19 protein-coding genes are annotated in these 19,629 nt (G+C 62.6%); 5 read left to right on the top strand and 14 right to left on the bottom strand.

The window, feature by feature from the left end; translation table 11 throughout:
- Nucleotides 1-6 precede the first annotated feature (6 nt).
- From tsaE to NL532_RS02560, 8 genes are all read right to left on the bottom strand, one after another.
- Entirely contained in the window at nucleotides 7-1,518 is a 1,512-nt protein-coding gene (gene tsaE, locus NL532_RS02595) for a tRNA (adenosine(37)-N6)-threonylcarbamoyltransferase complex ATPase subunit type 1 TsaE (protein WP_023828823.1), read from the bottom strand.
- Between the two features lie 8 nt (nucleotides 1,519-1,526).
- Nucleotides 1,527-4,091 (bottom strand): sensor histidine kinase, encoded by a 2,565-nt coding sequence (locus NL532_RS02590; RefSeq protein ID WP_023672300.1) that lies wholly within the window; start codon nucleotides 4,089-4,091, stop codon nucleotides 1,527-1,529.
- Between the two features lie 308 nt (nucleotides 4,092-4,399).
- Nucleotides 4,400-5,800 (bottom strand): adenosylhomocysteinase, encoded by a 1,401-nt coding sequence (gene ahcY / locus NL532_RS02585; RefSeq protein ID WP_023681401.1) that lies wholly within the window; start codon nucleotides 5,798-5,800, stop codon nucleotides 4,400-4,402.
- Nucleotides 5,801-6,005: 205 nt separating this feature from the next.
- A complete protein-coding gene (locus NL532_RS02580; RefSeq protein ID WP_023672303.1) occupies nucleotides 6,006-6,296 on the bottom strand; it encodes an HPr family phosphocarrier protein in 291 nt (96 codons plus the stop codon).
- Nucleotides 6,293-6,694: a PTS sugar transporter subunit IIA gene (locus NL532_RS02575; protein ID WP_023672304.1), complete on the bottom strand. Its 402-nt coding sequence runs from the start codon at nucleotides 6,692-6,694 to the stop codon at nucleotides 6,293-6,295. The genes NL532_RS02580 and NL532_RS02575 overlap by 4 nt, the downstream gene beginning before the upstream one ends.
- Nucleotides 6,695-6,858: 164 nt before the next feature.
- Nucleotides 6,859-7,320: an HPr kinase/phosphorylase gene (locus NL532_RS02570; RefSeq protein ID WP_023828822.1), complete on the bottom strand. Its 462-nt coding sequence runs from the start codon at nucleotides 7,318-7,320 to the stop codon at nucleotides 6,859-6,861.
- Nucleotides 7,321-7,332: 12 nt separating this feature from the next.
- Nucleotides 7,333-9,114, bottom strand: a complete 1,782-nt coding sequence (locus NL532_RS02565; protein WP_023672307.1) for a sensor histidine kinase — start codon at nucleotides 9,112-9,114, stop codon at nucleotides 7,333-7,335.
- An 84-nt stretch (nucleotides 9,115-9,198) separates the two neighbouring features.
- Nucleotides 9,199-9,900 (bottom strand): response regulator transcription factor, encoded by a 702-nt coding sequence (locus NL532_RS02560; RefSeq protein WP_010912942.1) that lies wholly within the window; start codon nucleotides 9,898-9,900, stop codon nucleotides 9,199-9,201.
- Nucleotides 9,901-10,247: 347 nt separating this feature from the next.
- Here NL532_RS02560 and NL532_RS02555 point away from each other — a divergent pair, with 347 nt between their 5' ends.
- The 5 genes from NL532_RS02555 to NL532_RS02535 all read left to right on the top strand — a co-directional run bounded on the left by NL532_RS02555 (nucleotide 10,248) and on the right by NL532_RS02535 (nucleotide 15,542).
- Nucleotides 10,248-11,858, top strand: coding sequence for a phosphoenolpyruvate carboxykinase (locus NL532_RS02555; protein ID WP_023828821.1), 1,611 nt, complete (start codon nucleotides 10,248-10,250; stop codon nucleotides 11,856-11,858).
- An 86-nt stretch (nucleotides 11,859-11,944) separates the two neighbouring features.
- Entirely contained in the window at nucleotides 11,945-12,379 is a 435-nt protein-coding gene (gene arfB / locus NL532_RS02550; protein WP_023672309.1) for an alternative ribosome rescue aminoacyl-tRNA hydrolase ArfB, read from the top strand.
- A gap of 158 nt (nucleotides 12,380-12,537) precedes the next feature.
- Nucleotides 12,538-13,176: an alpha-ketoglutarate-dependent dioxygenase AlkB family protein gene (locus NL532_RS02545; RefSeq protein WP_023827364.1), complete on the top strand. Its 639-nt coding sequence runs from the start codon at nucleotides 12,538-12,540 to the stop codon at nucleotides 13,174-13,176.
- A 79-nt stretch (nucleotides 13,177-13,255) separates the two neighbouring features.
- Nucleotides 13,256-14,344 carry a phosphatase PAP2 family protein gene (locus tag NL532_RS02540; RefSeq protein WP_081730953.1) on the top strand — a complete coding sequence of 363 codons (1,089 nt, stop codon included), beginning with the start codon at nucleotides 13,256-13,258 and terminating at the stop codon, nucleotides 14,342-14,344.
- A gap of 58 nt (nucleotides 14,345-14,402) precedes the next feature.
- Nucleotides 14,403-15,542, top strand: a complete 1,140-nt coding sequence (locus NL532_RS02535) for a phosphatase PAP2 family protein (protein ID WP_023756496.1) — start codon at nucleotides 14,403-14,405, stop codon at nucleotides 15,540-15,542.
- On the opposite strand, the gene coaA is transcribed toward NL532_RS02535, so the two are convergent.
- The 6 genes from coaA to NL532_RS02505 all read right to left on the bottom strand — a co-directional run bounded on the left by coaA (nucleotide 15,529) and on the right by NL532_RS02505 (nucleotide 19,629).
- Nucleotides 15,529-16,488: a type I pantothenate kinase gene (coaA, locus tag NL532_RS02530; protein WP_023672313.1), complete on the bottom strand. Its 960-nt coding sequence runs from the start codon at nucleotides 16,486-16,488 to the stop codon at nucleotides 15,529-15,531. The genes NL532_RS02535 and coaA overlap by 14 nt on opposite strands.
- A gap of 132 nt (nucleotides 16,489-16,620) precedes the next feature.
- Nucleotides 16,621-16,944 (bottom strand): phosphoribosyl-ATP diphosphatase, encoded by a 324-nt coding sequence (locus NL532_RS02525; RefSeq protein ID WP_023672314.1) that lies wholly within the window; start codon nucleotides 16,942-16,944, stop codon nucleotides 16,621-16,623.
- Nucleotides 16,945-16,952: 8 nt separating this feature from the next.
- Nucleotides 16,953-17,759: an imidazole glycerol phosphate synthase subunit HisF gene (gene hisF / locus NL532_RS02520; protein ID WP_023828820.1), complete on the bottom strand. Its 807-nt coding sequence runs from the start codon at nucleotides 17,757-17,759 to the stop codon at nucleotides 16,953-16,955.
- Nucleotides 17,756-18,592, bottom strand: a complete 837-nt coding sequence (locus NL532_RS02515) for an arginase family protein (protein WP_023828819.1) — start codon at nucleotides 18,590-18,592, stop codon at nucleotides 17,756-17,758. Before NL532_RS02515 ends, hisF begins: the two co-directional genes overlap by 4 nt.
- Nucleotides 18,589-19,335 (bottom strand): 1-(5-phosphoribosyl)-5-[(5-phosphoribosylamino)methylideneamino]imidazole-4-carboxamide isomerase, encoded by a 747-nt coding sequence (gene hisA, locus NL532_RS02510; RefSeq protein WP_023672317.1) that lies wholly within the window; start codon nucleotides 19,333-19,335, stop codon nucleotides 18,589-18,591. The genes NL532_RS02515 and hisA overlap by 4 nt, the downstream gene beginning before the upstream one ends.
- Nucleotides 19,336-19,338: 3 nt before the next feature.
- A complete protein-coding gene (locus NL532_RS02505) occupies nucleotides 19,339-19,629 on the bottom strand; it encodes a DUF1330 domain-containing protein (protein WP_023672318.1) in 291 nt (96 codons plus the stop codon).

The following is a 19,629-nucleotide window of genomic DNA, read 5'->3' as shown; positions in this document are numbered from 1 at the left end:
TCAAGGTCACGGGAGCCGTTCCTCCAGCAGGCCATGTGCCATGTAAAACTCCTTCAGCTGAGCCAGCGCCGGGTGCGCCAGCGCCCGCCTGAGATAATCGCGGATGCGCGGCAGGTGTCGGAGATAATAGGGCTTGCCGTCGCGCTTTTCGAGCCGCACGAAAATGCCGAGGATCTTTGAATTGCGCTGCGCCGCCATGATCGCATAGGCCGCGCGGAAGGCGTCCTCATCGAAGCCGACGGCGGCGTGGCGCGCAGCGACATAGGCGTCCACGGTCCGCTGCTCGATATCGGGCGAAACGGTGACGCGGGCATCCATGGCCAGCGACGCAACATCATAGGCCGCCGGACCCATCAGCGCGTCCTGGACGTCGACGATGCCGAGGCGGTCGTGGCCTTTGCGGTCACCGCGCCAGATGATGTTGGGCGAATGGAAGTCGCGCAGCATCAGCGTGTATTCCTGTGTGTCCAGCCGATCGAGAACCGCGTTCCATTCCCTGTGATAGCCGGCGCGTAAAGCCTCGCTTGCCGGGCTGCCGGTCACCATCGGCACATACCAATCGACCAAGAGATCGGCTTCGATCAGCATGGCGTCGCGATCGAAGGGCGGCACCTCGTGGAAGACGCCTGGGACGGCTTCCATGCGCGGCAGCCAGGTCTTGCCATGCATCATGGCCAGCAATTCGGCTGCTGCCGCGTAGCGCTCGGCCACCGGCTCACCATTGCCGTCGAGAAAACCTTCCGAGCCCAGATGCTCCAGCAGCAGAAACCCTTGCTCGAGATCCTCGGCATGGATTTTTGGGACACTGACACCTTGCGCCAGCAGCGCCTTGTCGATGGCGACGAAAGCGGTGACCGACTGCGCCGTGTGGGCGATCACGGCATAGGGCTTGCCGTCGCGCACCGGCGGCCCCAGCACCAGCCTTGGCGAATTCATCAGCACGCGCGGCGCAAGGCCGGCGAGCGAAACAATCTCGTAAGAGCGCGCCGAGGCGTCGCCGACGAAATGGCGCCGCGCGGCGTCGCCCCAACCGGCCGTTTTGAGGAAATCGCGCATCGCCAGCGATCGCGCCACGCGTTCGAAGGCAACGCCTTGGCCCGATAGTTTCGCCAATCGTCCTTCGTCCTGATGGACGAGTTCGATCCAGATCGACGTTCTCGGAAGAGCGGCCTCCGCCCGTTCCGGCCACTCGACAAGGGCAGCGCCCTGCAGCAGCGCCTCGTCGAAACCCAGCTCGTCCATCTCGCCGGCCGAGGACAGGCGATAGAGATCGAAATGGTGCACGGGGATGCGCGTGTCGTAGCTTTGCACCAAGGTGAAGGTAGGGCTCGGCACATCGAGGCCGGCATCATCGGCCAGCGCCCTGATCAGGGCCCGCGCCAGCGTCGACTTGCCGGCGCCGAGATCGCCCTTGAGCGCCAGCACGTCGCCCGGCCGCAGCGCCATGGCCAGGTCTTCGCCGAGCCTTGCGGTCGCAGCCTCGTCGGCGAGAAAACGCTCCAGCACAACAACAGTCATCGAGCGCGCTACTCGGCCGCGGCGCGGATGCCCGACGGTGCATCGGGGAAGGTGCAGATGACGGTGGTGCCCTTGTCCTTGCCGGTCTCGATGCGCACGCTGCCGCCGTGCAGCTCGACAAAGCTCTTGACGATCGACAGGCCTAAGCCCGCACCGCGCCGGCGCCCGCCATTGGTGCGCGGCTCGAAGCGGCGGAACACCGAATCGAGCAGGTCCGGCGGCATGCCGGGGCCGTTGTCATGGACGGAGAATTCCACACCTTGCTCCAAATGCCGGCAGGCAAGCGTGATAGTGCTCGCCTCCGGCGCGTAATTGGCGGCGTTGCTGAGCAGATTGTAGAGGATCTGGCGAACCCGGGTCTCGTCGCCGTGAAAACTCTTCGGCGCCGCAGCGGCGTCGATCCGGAGCTTGATCGAATGCTCTTGCAGCCGGTCGGCGACCAGTTCGGCCGCGGCCTCGATGGTGCGCTCGACGCTTACTTCCGAAATGTCGAGCTGCATGATGCCGGCGTCGACGGTGGCGAGGTCGAGTATGTCGTTGACGATGGTGAGCAGCACCGAGGATGACGAGCCGACATGCTCGACATATTCGCGCTGCTTTGGGCTGAGCGGCCCGGTCGCCGGCAGCGACAGAAGCTCGGTGAAGCCGATGATGTTGGTCAGCGGCGAGCGCAGCTCGTAGGAGACATGCTGCACGAACTCGTTCTTCAGCTGGTCGGATTTCTGCAGCGCTTCGTTCTTGTCCTTCAGCGCGCGCTCGACATTGACGCTGTCGGTGACGTCCACAAAGGTCATCATCACCTGGCCGTTGGGCAGCGGGATGACGGCGTAGCTGAGCACTGTGCCGTTCTTCAGTTCGGTCTGGCCATGGCGGTCGCGGCGCTCGTCGTCGAAACCGGTGATGGCGGCGACGAACCCGCCCCACGGGCTGTCGACGGCGCGCTGGTCGCTGAGATCGCGGATCGCCGAGACATGGACGTTGGGCTTGATCACATCCTGGCTCAGTCCCCACAGCGCGACAAAGGCCGGGTTCGACAGGCGCAGCCGCCCATCGGGACCGAACACGGCGACGCCTTCGGCCAGATTGTCGAGCGTTTCGCCCTGGACCCGCACCGCCGTCTGGTAGCGGCTTTCGAGGTCCATCTTCTCGGTCAGGTTCTCGAACACCCAGGTCACGCCGCCCTTCGGCTGCGGGTTGGCCACCACGCGGATGGTCTTGCCGTCGGGCAGATGCCACCAATGCTCTTGCGATTCCACCGCGCGGTAGGCGCCAAGCAGGCCTTCTTTCCAGCGCCGCCATTCCGGCTGCTCGGCGATCTTGCCTTCGCTGCGCAGCCGGTCGAGCAGCAGCGCATTGTCGGGCGCGCTGTGCAGGAAGCCCGGGTCCAGCCCCCACAGTTTCTGGAACGCCTGGTTGAAGAAGCGCAACTTCTCGTTGGCATCGAAGATCGCCACCGCCGTGTTGAGCTGGTCGAGCGTGTCGGCATGGCTGCGCACCGTGCGCTCATATTCGCCGCGAATGGTTTCGGTGGCGCTGGTGTCGCAGGCAAGACCGGCCGAGCCGTCGGCACCGGCGAAGTCGGTGACGGCGAACACCCGGCGGTCGCCCTCGATCACCGTCGACAGCGTCTGTTCGAAGATCGGGCGCGATTTGTGCTGCGCGGCGATCTGTTCGCGCGCTTGGGCGCCGAGGAATTCCTTGGCTTCGCGCACCGCGGTCTCGGCGTTCGGTGCCTCGACCGCTCCGGCATAGGCACGGTTGACCCATTTCAGCCGCCCGTCGGTGGCGCGCAGCCAGGCCGGCATCGGCAAGGCGTCGAGCAGGCCGATCATCGTCTCGTAGTCGGCGGCCAGCCGCTGGTTCTCGATCTTCAGCCTGGCCTGGCTTCGCTGCGTCTCCGACAGCGAGACGAAGCGCACCAGCACATGCGCGGCGCTCTTGCGGCCATGCACTTCAAGCGGCGCCCCGGCCTGCGATTCGATCACGAGATCAAAGGGTTTCGCTTTCTCGCGCAGACCAGCGACGGCATTTTCGAGCGCCGCCGCCGAGCGCGGCATCAGCCAGCGGCCGAAGGCGAGGAAGGCTGCACGGTCGTCCGGCGCACCGCTTTCCAGCGGCAGCGTGCCGATCAGCTCCGGCTTCTTGTTCTCCGACGCCCAGACGATGACGCGCTGGTCACGCAGATTGAGCAGCGCCTCGGAGCGCTGCAGCGCCGCATTGATGTCGGCAATGCGGGCTCTGAGTTCGACATTCTGCGCCGAGGTGCGGGCTCTTTCGCGGATCAGGAAGATGGCCGAGACCAGTGCCGCGCCCATGACGCCGACGAACATGGCGAGCTGGATGACTTCGACCGCGCTGACCGACAGTCCGGCCTTCTGCGCAATGGCCGGCTCGGCATGGGCGGCAAACGAGGTGAGCGGGCCGGCAAGAGCTGAGGTGGCAAGAAAGCCGGCGGTGCGGGCGCCAACGCGCCTCTTCAGGCCACCGCCTGTCGTGACGGAGCCATTGCTATCGGAATCGTCATGGCCGCCGGAAACGGCCGATCCCGCGCGAGGCGGGTTTTCCCCCGGCATGCCTTGGTCCTCTTCGCCGCCTGAATGCAAGACCGCCTAGATCAGGATCACGTTTGATGGAAACGCCCTTCTGACCTAACTCTTTTCTAAAGGGCATGATCTTTTCCGAAAACCGCTTCCCACTTTTCGCTGACGCGGTCCTTCGGTTCGAATCATGCTCTCGATGCGTACGCCGGCCTCGTCCCCGGCCCACGAATCAGCACAATAGCGCGTGCTGGAATCGGCGTGAAGAATCATCCGCGCAAAAAAGAAGCCGGGCGAAAAGTCAATCGCCCGGCTTCAATATCTAGTGGTAAACGCCGCTTTGGCTAATAGCGGTAGTGTTCCGGCTTGAACGGACCCTGCGGGGTCACGCCGATATAGGCGGCCTGTTCGCCGGAAAGTTCGGTCAAGCGGGCTCCAAGCTTGTCGAGATGCAGACGCGCCACCTTCTCGTCGAGGTGCTTGGGCAGCACATAGACCTGGTTCTGGTACTGGCCGGGCTTGGTGTAGAGCTCGATCTGCGCCAGCACCTGATTGGTGAACGAAGCCGACATCACGAAGCTCGGATGACCGGTCGCGTTGCCGAGGTTGAGCAGGCGCCCCTCGGACAGCAGGATCATCCGCTTGCCGTCCGGGAAGGTTATCATGTCGACCTGCGGCTTGACGTTGGTCCATTGCAGGTTGCGCAGCGACGCGACCTGGATCTCATTGTCGAAGTGGCCAATATTGCCGACGATCACCATGTCCTTCATCGAGCGCATGTGGTCGAGGGTGACCACATCCTTGTTGCCGGTGGTGGTGATGACGATGTCGGCGGTCGGTGCGGCATCTTCCAGCGTGACGACTTCAAAGCCGTCCATCGCCGCCTGCAGCGCGCAGATCGGATCGACTTCGGTGACCTTGACGCGGGCGCCGGCGCCCTTGAGCGAAGCCGACGAGCCCTTGCCGACGTCGCCATAGCCGCAGACGACCGCAACCTTGCCGGCCATCATGGTGTCGGTGCCGCGGCGGATGCCGTCGACCAGCGATTCCTTGCAGCCATATTTGTTGTCGAACTTCGACTTGGTGACCGAGTCGTTGACGTTGATCGCCGGGAAGGGCAGCAGGCCCTTCTTCTGCAGCTGGTAGAGTCGGTTGACACCCGTGGTCGTCTCTTCGGTGACGCCGCGGATGGCTTCCTTCTGCTTGGTGAAGAACCCGGGCGAAGCCTTCAGCCGCTTCTTGACCTGGGCGTAGAAGTATTCCTCTTCCTCGCTCTGCGGGTTGGACAGCACGTCCTCGCCGGCTTCGGCGCGGGCGCCGATCAGTATGTACATGGTGGCGTCGCCGCCATCGTCGAGGATCATGTTGGAGAGGCCCCCATCGGCCCACTGGAAGATCCTGTCGGTGTAGTCCCAATACTCCTCGAGCGACTCGCCCTTGACGGCGAACACCGGGATGCCGGCCTCGGCGATGGCTGCGGCCGCATGGTCCTGGGTCGAGAAGATGTTGCACGAGGCCCAACGGATATCGGCGCCAAGCGCCTTCAGCGTCTCGATCAGCACCGCGGTCTGGATGGTCATGTGCAGCGATCCGGTGATGCGCGCACCTTTCAACGGCTTCTTGTCGCCGAATTCCTCGCGGCAGGCCATCAGGCCCGGCATTTCGGTTTCGGCGATATCGAGTTCCTTGCGGCCCCAGCCGGCAAGCGAGATGTCGGCGACCACATAGTCCTTGCTACCTGTCATGGCAGTGCTCCGGTGTGATTTGTCTTCAGAATGCGCCTGCGCCACACGGCGCGTCGAAGGGCGCGGAATGCCGGCCTGACTAGCAGATCGCCGCCAAGACGACAATGGGATATAAAGAAATCTTTATGCGCGTATGTGTTTACGGGGATGCATGCCGCCCAAAAGTATCCCGCGGTTTGGGGCAACGGCGTTCAAAGCAAAAACTTCAGCACTCTTCGCCGAAGCGCGAGGCGACCAGCTGCTCCAGCGCGTCCATCGCCGCTGCGGCTTCAGCGCCGCTGGCGGTGACGCGGATCGAATAACCGGGGCTCGCCGCCAGCATCATCAGCCCCATGATCGAGGTGCCGCCGACCTTGAGACCATCCTTCTCGACATGGACGGTGGCGTCGAAGCCGCTGGCGACCTGGACGAACTTCGCCGAGGCGCGCGCATGCAGGCCGCGCTGGTTGACGATCGGGAACTCGCGCACGATCTCACCGGGCGACAGCGCGTTCATTTGCTGCTCAGCAGCTGACTTGCGACGTTGATGTATTTGCGCCCCGCGGCCTGCGCCTCGTCGAGCGCGGTCGCCATGTTGTCGCCCTTGCGGATCGATGACAGCTTGATCAGCATCGGCAGGTTCATGCCGGCGATGACCTCGGTGCGACCGGATTCCATCACCGAAATGGCGAGGTTGGAAGGCGTGCCGCCGAACATATCGGTCAGAACGATGACCCCGGTCCCGGTGTCGACGCGGCCGACGGCGTCGACGATATCGCGCCGACGCTGCTCCATATCGTCATCGGCGCCGATTGCCACGGTTTCGAAATTGTCTTGTGGCCCCACGACATGTTCCACGGCATGGCGGAACTCGGCGGCCAGTTGACCGTGCGTTACAAGCACGAGTCCGATCATTCTATGGTGGCTCCCGTCATCGCCGCTTCACAGGCGCTTTTTATGCTCGCCGGCCATCCCAGGCGGCGGGAGCGCTATCTTGTCGACGCGCGGCGCGTTGACAAGCCCAAAATTGCGTCAGCCATGGCCAATTTGACGCATTGCAGCAAAAAACCGGCGGCGGATCATACGAAAGGCGCAATCGCCAGCCGCGCCATTACCGCCGGCAAAGCCGCAGTGACGTTGCGCTGAACGAGGTCGATGCGCGGCACCACATAGCCGGCAATGGTCGCGGTCGACTCTTCCTGGAAACGCGCGATCGCGTCTGCGGAAACCATCCGGATTGCCAGGTCGATGACCCCCACAGGTTGGAACAAAAGCGGCTTCGGACCAAGCCCGGGCACCTCTGCGAGGCCGGCAATGCTGGCGGGCGCATGGCAGACCAGCCGCCCGAAACGCGCCGCGACAAACAGCTGGTCGTCGCCGATCAGCCGCGCAAACAGCCCGAGCCGGCTGAAATGGTCGATGAGCGCCAGCGCCAGCGTTGTCTTGCCCGAGCCGGACGGCCCGGTGATCAGGACGCCCCGCTCGCCAATCAGGACTGCGGTGGCATGGATGTTCTCGGGTTCCGCGGTGGGATCGGGCATGCGCAGCCGCGATCAGCCTTCGGCCGGCAGCGTAACGACGAAGCGCGCGCCCTTGATGTCGCCGGGCTTGGTGCCGGGGATGTTCTCGGCGGTCAGCGTGCCGCCATGGGCTTCGACGATCTGCCTGGATATCGACAGGCCAAGCCCCGAATTCTGGCCGAACGCCTCGCCCGCCGGGCGGTCGGTGTAGAAGCGCTCGAAGATGCGGTCGATGGCGTCGGCGCGGATTCCGGGGCCGTTGTCGTCGACGGTGACGATGTTGACCTTGCCCGAGCGTGCCAGGGAAATGGCGATATGGCCGTGGTCCTCCGGCACGAAGGAGCGGGCATTCTCGATCAGATTGGTGATGACCTGGCCGATCCTCAGATCATGGCCGGTGACGAAATAGCCTTTGACGCCTTGCGGCAGCTTGGCGGCCTTGAATTCGATCTCGACAGCCTTTTTGTTGCGCGTCGCTTCGCGCGACACGGCGACGAGATCGGTAATGAATTTCTTCAAATCGACCGTGGCGGCATCCTCACGCGCCAGTTCGGCGTCGAGGCGCGAGGCATCGGAAATGTCGGTGATCAGCCGGTCGAGACGCCGGACATCGTGCTGGATGATCTCCATCAGCCTGCCGCGTGAATTGTCGTTCTTGGCCAGCGGCAAGGTCTCCACCGCGCTGCGCAGCGAGGTCAGCGGGTTCTTCAGCTCGTGCGAGACATCGGCGGCGAAGCTTTCGATCGCCTCGATGCGGGCATAGAGCGCGTTGGTCATGTCGCGCACCGCGACCGACAAATTGCCGATCTCGTCCTGGCGGTCGGAAAAGTCGGGGATCTCCTCGCGGCTCTTGACGCCGCGCCGCACCCGCACTGCCGCCGCCGATAGCCGGCGCAGCGGATTGGCGATGGTGGATGCGAGCAGCATCGACAGGATGGCGGTGACCAGGGCGGCGATGCCGAACACGCGCAAAATAGCCTTGCGCTCGGCGGCGACGATCTTGTCGATGTCGCCGCCTTCCGTCGACAGCATCAGCACGCCGAGAACGGCGCGGAAGCGCTGGATCGGCACCGCCACGGAAACGATCTGCTCGCCCTGTTCGCTCACCCGCACGATCGTCGATGGACTGCCGGTCAGCGCCTTGACCACTTCCGGGAAGGCCGCACCGTTGCCGCCGGGCTGCTCGTGGTAGACGGGCAGGTCCTTGTTGCGGAAGAAGTCGAAGACGAATTTCTGCACGCGCTCCAGCATATCCGGCTGCTCGTCCTCGACCGGCGGCAGGTCGTAGCGCAGGATCTGGCCGCGCGAATAGAGATGGCGCGAATCGAGCAGCAGATTGGCGTCGCGGTCATAGATGCGGGCCCGGGTGCGCGTCGGCGAAATCAGCCGCCGCAGCACCGGCGCGACGCGCTCGGGATTGATCGGGAAATCCAGATTGTCGAGCTGGTCTGAGCCCGGCCCCAGGCTTTCACCGGCCTGCAGTTCGAGCAGTTTTTCCGGATCGATGCTGATCGAATCGGTCTCGACCGTTGCCGACGCGGCAATGGCGCCGGCGATGATCTCGCCCTGCGTCATCAGGCTTTCGACGCGGGCGTCGATCAGCCCGTCGCGGAAGGTGTTGAGATAGAGGATGCCGGTGACCAGCACGGCGAGGCCGGCCAGGTTGAGGAACAGGATGCGCCGGGTCAGGCTGGAAAAGATGTGGTGGCCGAGGAAGCGGCGCATCGGCACCGTCAACCTCGACAGGAATGCGGGCAGAATCCGCGACCGCCTGACAGCGCTCGTTCGTCTGCTCCGCTGTACATCCACTGCCATCGAATAGCAGCTCCCGCCTAGTCTTTGGTTTTATGCATGTCGTCGTCCCAAAAACGCGACCACTTTTGGGCGACATGCATCAACTCAAGCTTCGCGGAACCGGTATCCGACTCCGTAAAGGGTTTCGATCATTTCGAAGTCGTCATCGACGGCCTTGAACTTCTTGCGCAGCCGCTTGATGTGGCTATCGATGGTGCGGTCGTCGACATAGACCTGCTCATCATAGGCCGAATCCATCAGCGCATCACGGCTTTTTACCACGCCGGGGCGCTGCGCCAGCGAGTGCAGGATGAGAAATTCGGTGACCGTCAGCGTCACCGGCTCGCCCTTCCAGGTGCAGGTATGGCGTTCCTGGTCCATGACGAGCTGGCCGCGTTCCAGCGAACGGGCCTGCTGGCTGGGCGCCTTTGCCGCAGCTTCGCGGGCGCTGGCGCGGCGCAGCACGGCGCGCACCCGCTCGACCAGCAGGCGCTGCGAGAACGGTTTGCGGATGAAATCGTCGGCGCCCATCTTGAGGCCGAAAAGCTCATCGATCTCATCGTCCTTCGAGGTCAGGAAGATCACCGGCAGGTCGGACTTCTGCCGCATCCGGCGCAACAGCTCCATGCCGTCCATGCGCGGCATCTTGATGTCGAGGATGGCGAGATTCGGCGGCCGCGCCGCCAGGCCTTCCAGCGCCGACGCACCATCCGTGTAGGTCTCGACGCGATACCCCTCGGACTCGAGGGCGATCGACACCGATGTCAGAATGTTGCGGTCGTCATCGACAAGCGCGATTGTTGCCATTTCAAGCGGCTCCCTCATGAGCTGTCCCTTCTTCGATAAGAGAAAGGGCTTTTGCAGGACAAATTAGGTACAAAATGTGGCACAGGCTCCGTCCGCTGTCACGGAAGGCTTGCCGGTGACCCATCCCGCACCTCTATGCAGATTGGACGCCTGACCCTGGCCAATCCTTTGGGTAACCACTGTAATTTTTTGCATATATAAACGATTTAAACAACTTTCAATTTTTTTAAATCGATTAATGATTTGATATCATTTGGGTTTTCTGGTTCTGACCATCTTAGCCCACTTCGCGGGCCTGCCGGAAATACGACGGCAAAGTGCGGCGATTCCAGAAGAAGGTACCCTTGATGTCGGAAGTCGGCAAACGCAATTCCGCCTGCGCGATCGATCGCATCGGACTGAAAACTACCGGAACGGTGCGTTATAATTTCGGTGCCGCGGCGCTGTACGAGGACGCGATCCGCCGTGGCGAGGCAAGGCTGACCGCGCATGGCGCGCTGCTTGCCGAGACCGGCCAGCACACCGGCCGCTCGCCCAGGGACAAGTTTGTCGTCCGCGACAGTGCCACCGAGCCGCATATCTGGTGGGATAACAACAAGGCGATTTCGCCGGCTCAGTTCGAAACATTGCTTGCCGATTTCCTTGCCCATGCGGCCGACAGGGACCTTTATGTCCAGGACCTGATCGGCGGCGCCGATGCCGAGCTGAAGCTGCCGACGCGGATCATCACCGAATTCGCCTGGCACTCGCTGTTCATCCGCAATCTTTTGATCCGCCCGCAGGCCGCCGAGCTCGAGGATTTCGTGCCGGAGATGACGATCATCGACCTGCCGTCCTTCCGCGCCGATCCGGCCCGTCACGGCAGCCGCACCGATACGGTGATTGCGGTCGATCTCGCCCGCAAGATCGTGCTGATCGGCGGCACTTCCTATGCCGGCGAGATGAAGAAGTCGGTGTTCACCATGCTCAACTATTTGCTGCCGGAAAAGGGCGTCATGCCGATGCACTGCTCGGCCAATGAGGGCCCGGGCGGCGACGCGGCGATCTTCTTCGGGCTTTCCGGGACGGGCAAGACGACGCTGTCGGCCGATCCGTCACGTACGCTCATCGGCGACGACGAGCACGGCTGGGGACCGCACGGCATCTTCAACTTCGAAGGCGGCTGCTACGCCAAGACGATCCGGCTGTCGGCCGAGGCCGAGCCGGAGATTTTCGCCACCACGCAGCGCTTCGGCACGGTGCTGGAAAATGTCGTGCTCGACGCCGACCGCGTGCCGGACTTCAACGACGGCCGGCTCACCGAAAACACGCGCTGCGCCTATCCGCTGGATTTCATCCCCAATGCCTCGAAGAGCGGACGGGCCAGCCACCCGAAAAACATCATCATGCTGACCGCCGATGCCTTCGGCATCATGCCGCCGATCGCACGGCTGACCCCGGCGCAGGCGATGTATCACTTCCTCTCCGGCTACACCGCCAAGGTGGCCGGCACCGAGAAGGGCGTTACCGAGCCGGAAGCGACCTTCTCGACCTGCTTCGGCGCCCCGTTCATGCCGCGCCACCCCAAGGAATACGGCAATCTGCTGCGCGAGCTGATCGCCCGCCACGGCGCCGATTGCTGGCTGGTCAACACCGGCTGGACCGGCGGCGCCTACGGCACCGGCAAGCGCATGCCGATCAAGGCGACGCGCGCCTTGCTGGCCGCAGCGCTTGACGGTTCGCTGAAGGCGTCCGGTTTCCGCGCTGACGCCAATTTCGGCTTCGAGGTGCCGGTTGCTGTGCCTGGCGTCGAGAGCGCCATTCTCGACCCGCGTTCGACCTGGGCCGACAAGGCAGCCTATGACCGGCAGGCAGCGCGATTGGTCGGCATGTTCGCCGTCAACTTCGAGAAATTCGAGAGCCATGTCGATGCCGTCGTGCTAGGCGCAGCACCCCGCCTGCAGGAAGCTGCGGAATAGTCCAGGCATCTTCACCGAAGCATCCTTGAAAGGCGCGGTCTCGATCGGGCCTTTTCTTTTTTGGTCCGCCGCGCCATGACTGCGGCATGCCTATCGACGACATCATCATATCAGACGAAGCCGTAATCCATCCGGGCGACCTGCACGAGGATTTCATCCGTTCGTCGGGTCCCGGCGGCCAGAACGTCAACAAGGTGGCGACCGCCGTCCAATTGCGCTTCGACGCCGCCAATGCGGCTGGCCTGTCCGAACGCGTGCGCGCGCGCACGATCAAGCTCGCCGGCCAGCGCGCCACCAAGGACGGCGTCATCGTCATCGAGGCCGGCCGCTTCCGCACCCAGGAGCAGAACCGGGCCGATGCCCGGGCAAGGCTGACGGCGCTGGTCGCCAAGGCCGCGGAACCGCCGCCGCCGCCGCGCAAGAAGACCAGGCCGTCGAAAGGCTCGGTGGAGCGGCGGCTGCAAAGCAAGGCAGGGCGCGGCACGATCAAAAAGCTGCGCGGCCGGGTAGAGAACGACTAAGGACCGCGCCGACTGCGTGCATAAAGCGGCTTCCCCTTCGGAGCCGCAGCCGCAAGGTTTCACCATTGCCACAGAAAGGGAGGCCAACAACCGTGGCTTTCGGGTCGCTGTTTCTGATTGGCGGTGGCATGGTTTCAGTATCAACCGGAGGCGAAGTCATGCTCGTTCTGCCCAAAGGCGTCCGCCACATGCCTGGTTATCTGTCCCGCGCGGCGCAGGAAGCGCTGGTCGAAGAGGTGAGGACCATTGTACAGCGGGCGCCGCTGTACGTGCCGGCGATGCCGCGGACCGGCAAGGAGATGAGCGTGCGCATGACCAATTGCGGCACGCTCGGCTGGGTCACTGACAAGGAGTTGGGTTATCGCTACCAGCCAACGCACCCACTCACCGGAGAGCCATGGCCGCCGATCCCGGACGCGCTGATGCAATTGTGGCGGGAGGTCGCCGCCTATCCGAATCCGCCAGAGGCCTGCCTGGTCAATTTCTATACGCAGGACGCCAAAATGGGCCTGCACCAGGATCGCGACGAAGCCGATTTTTCGGCGCCTGTGGTCTCGGTGTCACTTGGCGACGATTGCCTGTTCCGGGTCGGCCAAGTGACGGGCAGGGGGGCCACACGCGACGGCGGTACCAAATCGTTCCGCCTGAAAAGCGGCGACGTCGTCGTGCTCGGCGGCGAAGGCCGGCTCTGCTTCCACGGCGTCGACCGCATCTATCCGTCGACCTCGGCGCTGCTGAAAAATGGCGGCCGGATCAATCTGACGCTGCGGCGGGTCAACCGTACCCTGGAGCAGTAGAGGTATTCTTCGACTTACTGTTTGTTAAAGTATAGGTGCGACACAAAGGAATGTTCTCAAAAAGATTGGGGCCGTTCCTATGGCTTCCTCTGAAATCGTGCAAAGTCCTTCGCATGTGGACCGGTTTCCCGCATGGCTCGCGCGTGAGGGCCGCCGCAGTGCAATGATCTTCGCATTTGTCGTGTTGACCTTTCTCATCGCGACAATCAGGGGCGATTCGATCCTGCCCCATATTGTTGAATATACCGGTCGAATTGTGCGCTTTTTGCCTTTGCTGGGCTCTATCCTTGTTGCCGTGGTTGGTTCCTGCGCGCTCGTTCAGGGTCGCCATGGGTCACCAGTCAGCATCGCGGTCGCTTCCCTCGGAGGCATGTCGAATACCCTTGCGCGGGGTTTCTGCGCTAGCGTCGTGTTGGCTCTCTTCATGGCGGCATTCCTCTACAACAAAATGATGATTCCGATTGTCGCCCCCTTCCAGTGGGACGAAACTTTCTCCCACTGGGATGCAAATCTCCTGGGTGGGAATCAGGCGTGGCAAATCATTCAGCCGGTCGTCGGCATGCCTTGGGTAACTCGCCTGTTGGACATAGTGTACACTCTGTGGATGCTGCTGGTGTTCTTGTTCTGGGTGGGGTTGCTTGTCAGTCCGCGCGTGCCTGAGCGGATCCGCCTTCGCTACTGGCGGGCGACGGTCATTTCGTGGATCCTGATCGGCCTGGTCATAGCAACGTTGTTCTCCTCGGCAGGACCTTGTTACTTTGCGGAAATGGTGCCGGGCGCACCCTCGCCATATGCCGATCTGATGCGCTATCTCGACGAGGTTGCCTCGATCTATCCGCTGTCGTCATCCTTGACACAGGATTTTCTTTGGGAGGTCTATACTGGCCGTGTCGATTTGCCCGGTGGCATTTCGGCCATGCCCAGCATGCACAACGCGCAGGCGGCGCTGTTTGTGGCTGTCGCGTACTCAATTGATCGCAGGTTCGGTCACGCCATGCTGGCCTTTGGCGTCTTGTTGTTCTTCGGCTCGATTCACCTCGGGTGGCACTATGCCGTGGACGGAATTGTCGGCATTGCCGCGGCGCTCGCCATCTGGTGGGGCTGTGGCAAATTGGGGCTGGCGAATGACGACACTTTCTTGAGCGAGCGCGTCCTCGCACAGCACTAACCGATTCTACAGATTTTCCTTATAAAGTGCCCGGGCATTGCAACGTCGGCTCGGGACAATGACAAAGAGCAGTGTGGTTTTCCGTCAGTTGTGGGCAGTCATCAAACAAGCGATCCCGCTGATTCGCCGGGATTCAGGCGTTTATCTGTTCATCGTCGTCTACACATTGGCCGGACTGGTTTTTCTGTATGCAATAGGCGCGGCCGACCGCAGCGCGTATTCGATATATTTCGGGCGGTGGATATTGTTGAACGGCCTGATGCTGCCGACCTTCGCCATTATTGTTGACATAAGCCTGCTTATACATCGCACCGACATCAGGCGCCGTCTGGCGGCGAAATATGTGTTCTCGACATCGCGGCTGGCATATTCGCTCTCGGGTCTATGCCTCCTCATGGCGCTCATGATCTTTCAAGGCACATTCACCTCGGTGAAGAACGGACTGCCGGTCTGGCAGGACGGCTTTCCATTTGACGTGCTGCATGCCGACATCGATGCGTTCCTGCATTTCGGCGCCGATCCGTGGCGCTGGCTCTATCTGGTGGCCAAAAACGATTTCGTGCGGGCTGCCATCGAGTGGAATTACAACGTATTCTGGTTTGTCCTCAATTTTGGCGCCTTGTTCTTCGTCGCGACATCGCCCCGGACGGCGTCGGTTCGAACGCGCTATGTCATCTGCTTCATGGTGGTTTGGATCGTCGTCGGCAACATATTGGCTGGACTGTTCCTGTCGGCTGGTCCGGCGTTTTACGGGATGGTCACGGGCGACACGGCGCGGTTTGGCGAACAGCTCGCATTCCTGGCCCGCGGCGCCGAATCCTCCAATTCCGCTGTTTCCTACCAGCAATATTTGTGGAGGCTTCATGAGGCCAGGCAGACCGGTTTCGCGTCAGGCATTTCGGCCTTTCCCAGCGTGCATGTCGGCTTGGCGATGCTCAACGCACTTTTTGCATGGGAGTACAATCGCCGTCTCGGCGCTGTAGCGTTTGTCTATGTGGCCTTTGTTGCCGTCAGCTCGGTTTATCTGGCGTGGCACTATGCAATCGACGGCTATGCCGCAGCTGCTGTCTCGGTGATTGTCTATGTCGCGGCGCGCAAACTCGTCCCGGCCGACCGGCGCTATGTCCGGCGACCGGCGCAGGATACGCAATCGGCCGATATCGCGACCAGCCCGGAGGCGGCGGTCACAGTTTCCTGAGCGCCACTTCCTCGACCAGATGATTGGCGCCCTTGCGCAGGATGAGGTCGGCCCGCGCCCGTGTCGGCACGATGTTCTCGCGCAGGTTTTTCAGGTTGATGTTGGCCCACAAGCCTTCCGCAATGGCGCGCGCGGCGTCTTCCGAAAGCTGCGAATAGCGGTGGAAGAAGGAGTCCGGATTGCGGAAGGCCGTCTCGCGCAGGCGCATGAAGCGGGCGATGTACCATTGGTGGATCAGCTTTTCGTCGGCGTCGATATAAATGGCGAAATCGAAGAAATCCGACAGGAACGGCACTATCTTGCCGTCCTTCGGCAATTTGCCGGGTTGCAGAACGTTGATGCCTTCGAAGATCAGAATGTCTGGCCGGTCGATGGTGACGAACTCGCCGGGAATGACGTCATAGGTCAAATGCGAATAGACGGGCGCGCGGACATTGCGCTGCGCCGACTTGATGCCCGAGAGGAAACGCAGCAGAGCACCGACATCGTAGCTGTCGGGAAAGCCCTTGCGCTCCATCAGATTGTCTCGTCGCAACACCTTGTTGGGCAGCAGGAACCCGTCGGTAGTGATGAGATCGACCTTGGGGCTCGACGGCCAGCGCGCCAGAAGCTCCTTCAGCACGCGCGCCGTTGTCGATTTGCCGACCGCAACCGAACCGGCAATGCCGATGATGAACGGTGTCTTGACCACATCCAGCGCGTTGAAGAAGGCCTGGCGCTGGCGAAACAGCAACTGGCTGGCCTCGACATGCGCCGAAAGCAGCCGCGAGAGCGACAGATAGATGCGCTTGACTTCTTCCAGGTCGACCGGATCGTTCAGTGAGCGCAGACGGTTGATCTCGTCTTCGCCCAGCGTCATCGGCGTGTCGGCGCGGAAGTTCGACCATTGCTCGGCCGAGAAGAAACGATAGGGGGAATATTTCTCGGTCGGAGCGAGCTGGTCCATCGAGTTTCCTGCCCTCTAGAGCATGATGCCGAAAAGTGTGAAGCGGTTTTCGGGCGACATCATGCTCCCTCTATCAATTTAGAGACGGATTCAGATTTAAGGCCTCGGCCCGAAATCATCCGGCTCTCGCGGTCAGCCTTTCGGCCGGGATGCCTTTTCAGTGACGCCCGAACGGCCGGTACGGCCCTCAAGCTCCTTCAGCACCTCGCCCAGCGAAACGCCGGCCATGCCAAGCACGACGAGCCAATGATATATGAGATCGGCACTTTCGGAAACGAGGGCATTTTTGTCGCCCTTGACGGCGGCAATCACCGTCTCGACTGCCTCTTCACCAAGCTTCTGCGCCGCCTTGTCGATGCCTTTGGCGAACAGTTTTGCCGTCCACGAGTCCGGGTCGCCGGAACGGGCGCGTTCGCCAATGATCGTTTCCAGATCGGACAGCGAAAATTCAGCCATGGCGCAGCCTACAGCCTTTGTGGAGTGGATTGAACCGGGTAGTCCAGCCGCATCGGTAACCCGGCCTCGGCCATATGCGCCTTGGCTTCCGCAATCGTGTAAGTGCCGAAATGGAAGATCGAGGCGGCGAGCACGGCGCCGGCATGGCCGTCGCGAATGCCCTCGACCAGATGATCGAGCGTGCCGACGCCGCCCGACGCGATCACCGGCGCGCGCACCGCATCCGCTATCGCGCGGGTCAGCGCAATGTCGTAACCGGCCTTGGTGCCGTCGCGGTCCATTGAGGTCAGCAGGATCTCGCCAGCGCCGCGATCGACCATTTTTCGCGCAAACTCGACCGCATCGATGCCGGTCTTTTCACGGCCGCCATGGGTGAAGATCTCCCAACGGCCGGGCTCTTTCGGCGCCGACACCTTCTTGGCGTCGATGGCCACGACAATACACTGGTTGCCGAACTTGTCGGCGGCTTCCGCGACGAAATCGGGGTTCTTCACCGCCGCAGTGTTGATCGACACCTTGTCGGCGCCGGCCAGCAACAGTTTGCGAATATCGGCCACCTGGCGCACGCCGCCGCCGACGGTCAGCGGCATGAAGCATTGTTCGGCGGTGCGGGCGACGACGTCGAAGATGGTTTCACGGTTGTCGGACGACGCGGTGATATCGAGAAAGCAAAGCTCGTCAGCGCCGGCCGCGTCATAGGCTTTGGCCGCCTCGACCGGATCACCGGCATCGATGAGGTCGACGAAATTGACGCCCTTGACGACGCGGCCGTTCTTGACGTCGAGGCAAGGGATGACTCGGGCCTTCAGCATCAGCCCTTCTCCATCGTCGCCAGCAACTCGCTTAGCAGTTCGCCGACCAGCGGCGGAACCTCGGCCTGCGCATCGAACGCCGGATCATAGGCGGAAATGGTAATGCCGGAAATCGGCAGCAGGCCGGCCATGCCGCAGACAGCCTGGCGCAGCTGTTTCGGCTCCGGGCCGCCGGGCGTGGTGTAGCGGTTGGCCTGCAGCGCCCCGGGGTCGTGCACGTCGAGATCGAGATGCAGGTGCACCCGCTTCGCGTCCGGCGCCTTCAGCCTGTCGCAGGCCGTGGCCCAGTCCGGGCATTCGGTGCGGATGACCGGCAAAGTCTTCAACAGCTCTGTTTCGGCCGGATCGAGATCGCGCGCGTTGACCAGCACGCAGCGCGCCGGATCGATCGGCCTGAAGCCGGGGATGGCCGAGGCCATCGGCTTCCAGCACAGGCCGAGAACCGTGGCCAGCGCCATGCCATCGAGAAAGCCGAAGATGGACGTCTCCGGGGTGTTGAGATCGCCATGCTGGTCGGCCCAGATGATCGCATCGGCATCCTCGCCGGCAACCGCACCGGCCGATGTCAGGCAATTGCCGGCCAGCACGATGGGAAACCGGCCGCGGTCTATGGCGATGCGGACCTCGCCGGAGAGGGCACCGCACACGGCAAAGCCGGTGGCGATCTCGCGCTGCTGTTCGTCGCCAACCCTGCCGATATCGGTGACGACGACGTCATGCCCGGAGAGCGTCAGCGCGTCGACAAGCCCGCCGGCGATAAGTGCATCCGGGCCTCGGCCCATGCCGCCGTGATAGTGGCCACTGTCATAGGATGCCAGGATGATGGAGATTTTCACGGCCGGGTCTCCATCGCCTTGCCCTGCAGCACCGCAAGCGCCTCGGCCGGGTCGATACGCCCGTCATAGAGCGCGCGGCCGGAGATGGCGCCTTCCAGTTTCTTCGCGTCGGGCATGGTCATGCGCACGATGTCGGCGATCGAAGCCAGCCCGCCCGAGGCGATGACCGGGATCGAGACCGCGTCGGCGAGATCGATCGTGGCATCCCAGTTGATGCCGGTCAGAACGCCGTCTCGGTCGATGTCGGTGTAGATGATGGCGGCAACGCCGGCGCCTTCGAATTTCTGCGCCAGTTCGATGACGCCGAGGCTGGAAGCCTCGGCCCAGCCTTCGACCGCCACCTTGCCGCCCTTGGCGTCGATGCCCACGGCGATCTTTCCAGGAAATTCCTTGCAGGCTTCCCGGACCAGGTCGGGATCGCGCACCGCCACCGTGCCGAGGATGACGCGGGCCAGCCCGCGGTCGAGCCAGTCCTCGATCTGCGCCAGCGTGCGGATGCCGCCGCCGAGCTGCACCGGGTTTTTCGTCGCCTTGAGGATGGCGCCGACCGCCGCGCTGTTGACGCTCTGGCCCTTGAAGGCGCCGTTGAGGTCGACGACATGCAGCCATTCAAACCCTTGCTCTTCGAAGGCCTTGGCCTGGGCCGCAGGGTCGTCATTGTAGATGGTCGCGGTCGCCATATCGCCGTGCTTCAGCCGCACGCACTTGCCGTCCTTGAGGTCGATGGCCGGAAACAGGATCACCGTTCAGACCCCTTCCACAATGGCGAAATGCGAGGTCGAATAAGCGCGCCGGAATTTCAGCGCTGCCTGGTATTCGGGAGAATGGAAGCAAGCCAGCGCGACCTCGTAGCTTTCGAACTCGACGATCACATGGCGATTGCCGGATGGCCCTTCCGGGCTTGACGACTGACCGCCTCGCGTCAGGAATTTCGCGCCGTATTTGTCGAACGCCGCTTTGTTGGCGGCGATGTATTTCGGATAGTTTTCCGGATCGGTCACATCGACCATCGCCATCCAGTAGCCCTTCTTGCTCAT

Origin of the sequence: Mesorhizobium sp. C120A, from assembly GCF_030323105.1 — a bacterium.
Lineage (GTDB): Bacteria > Pseudomonadota > Alphaproteobacteria > Rhizobiales > Rhizobiaceae > Mesorhizobium.
Note: the sequence above shows the minus strand (reverse complement) of the source record. Positions and strands in the feature narration are given on the sequence as shown.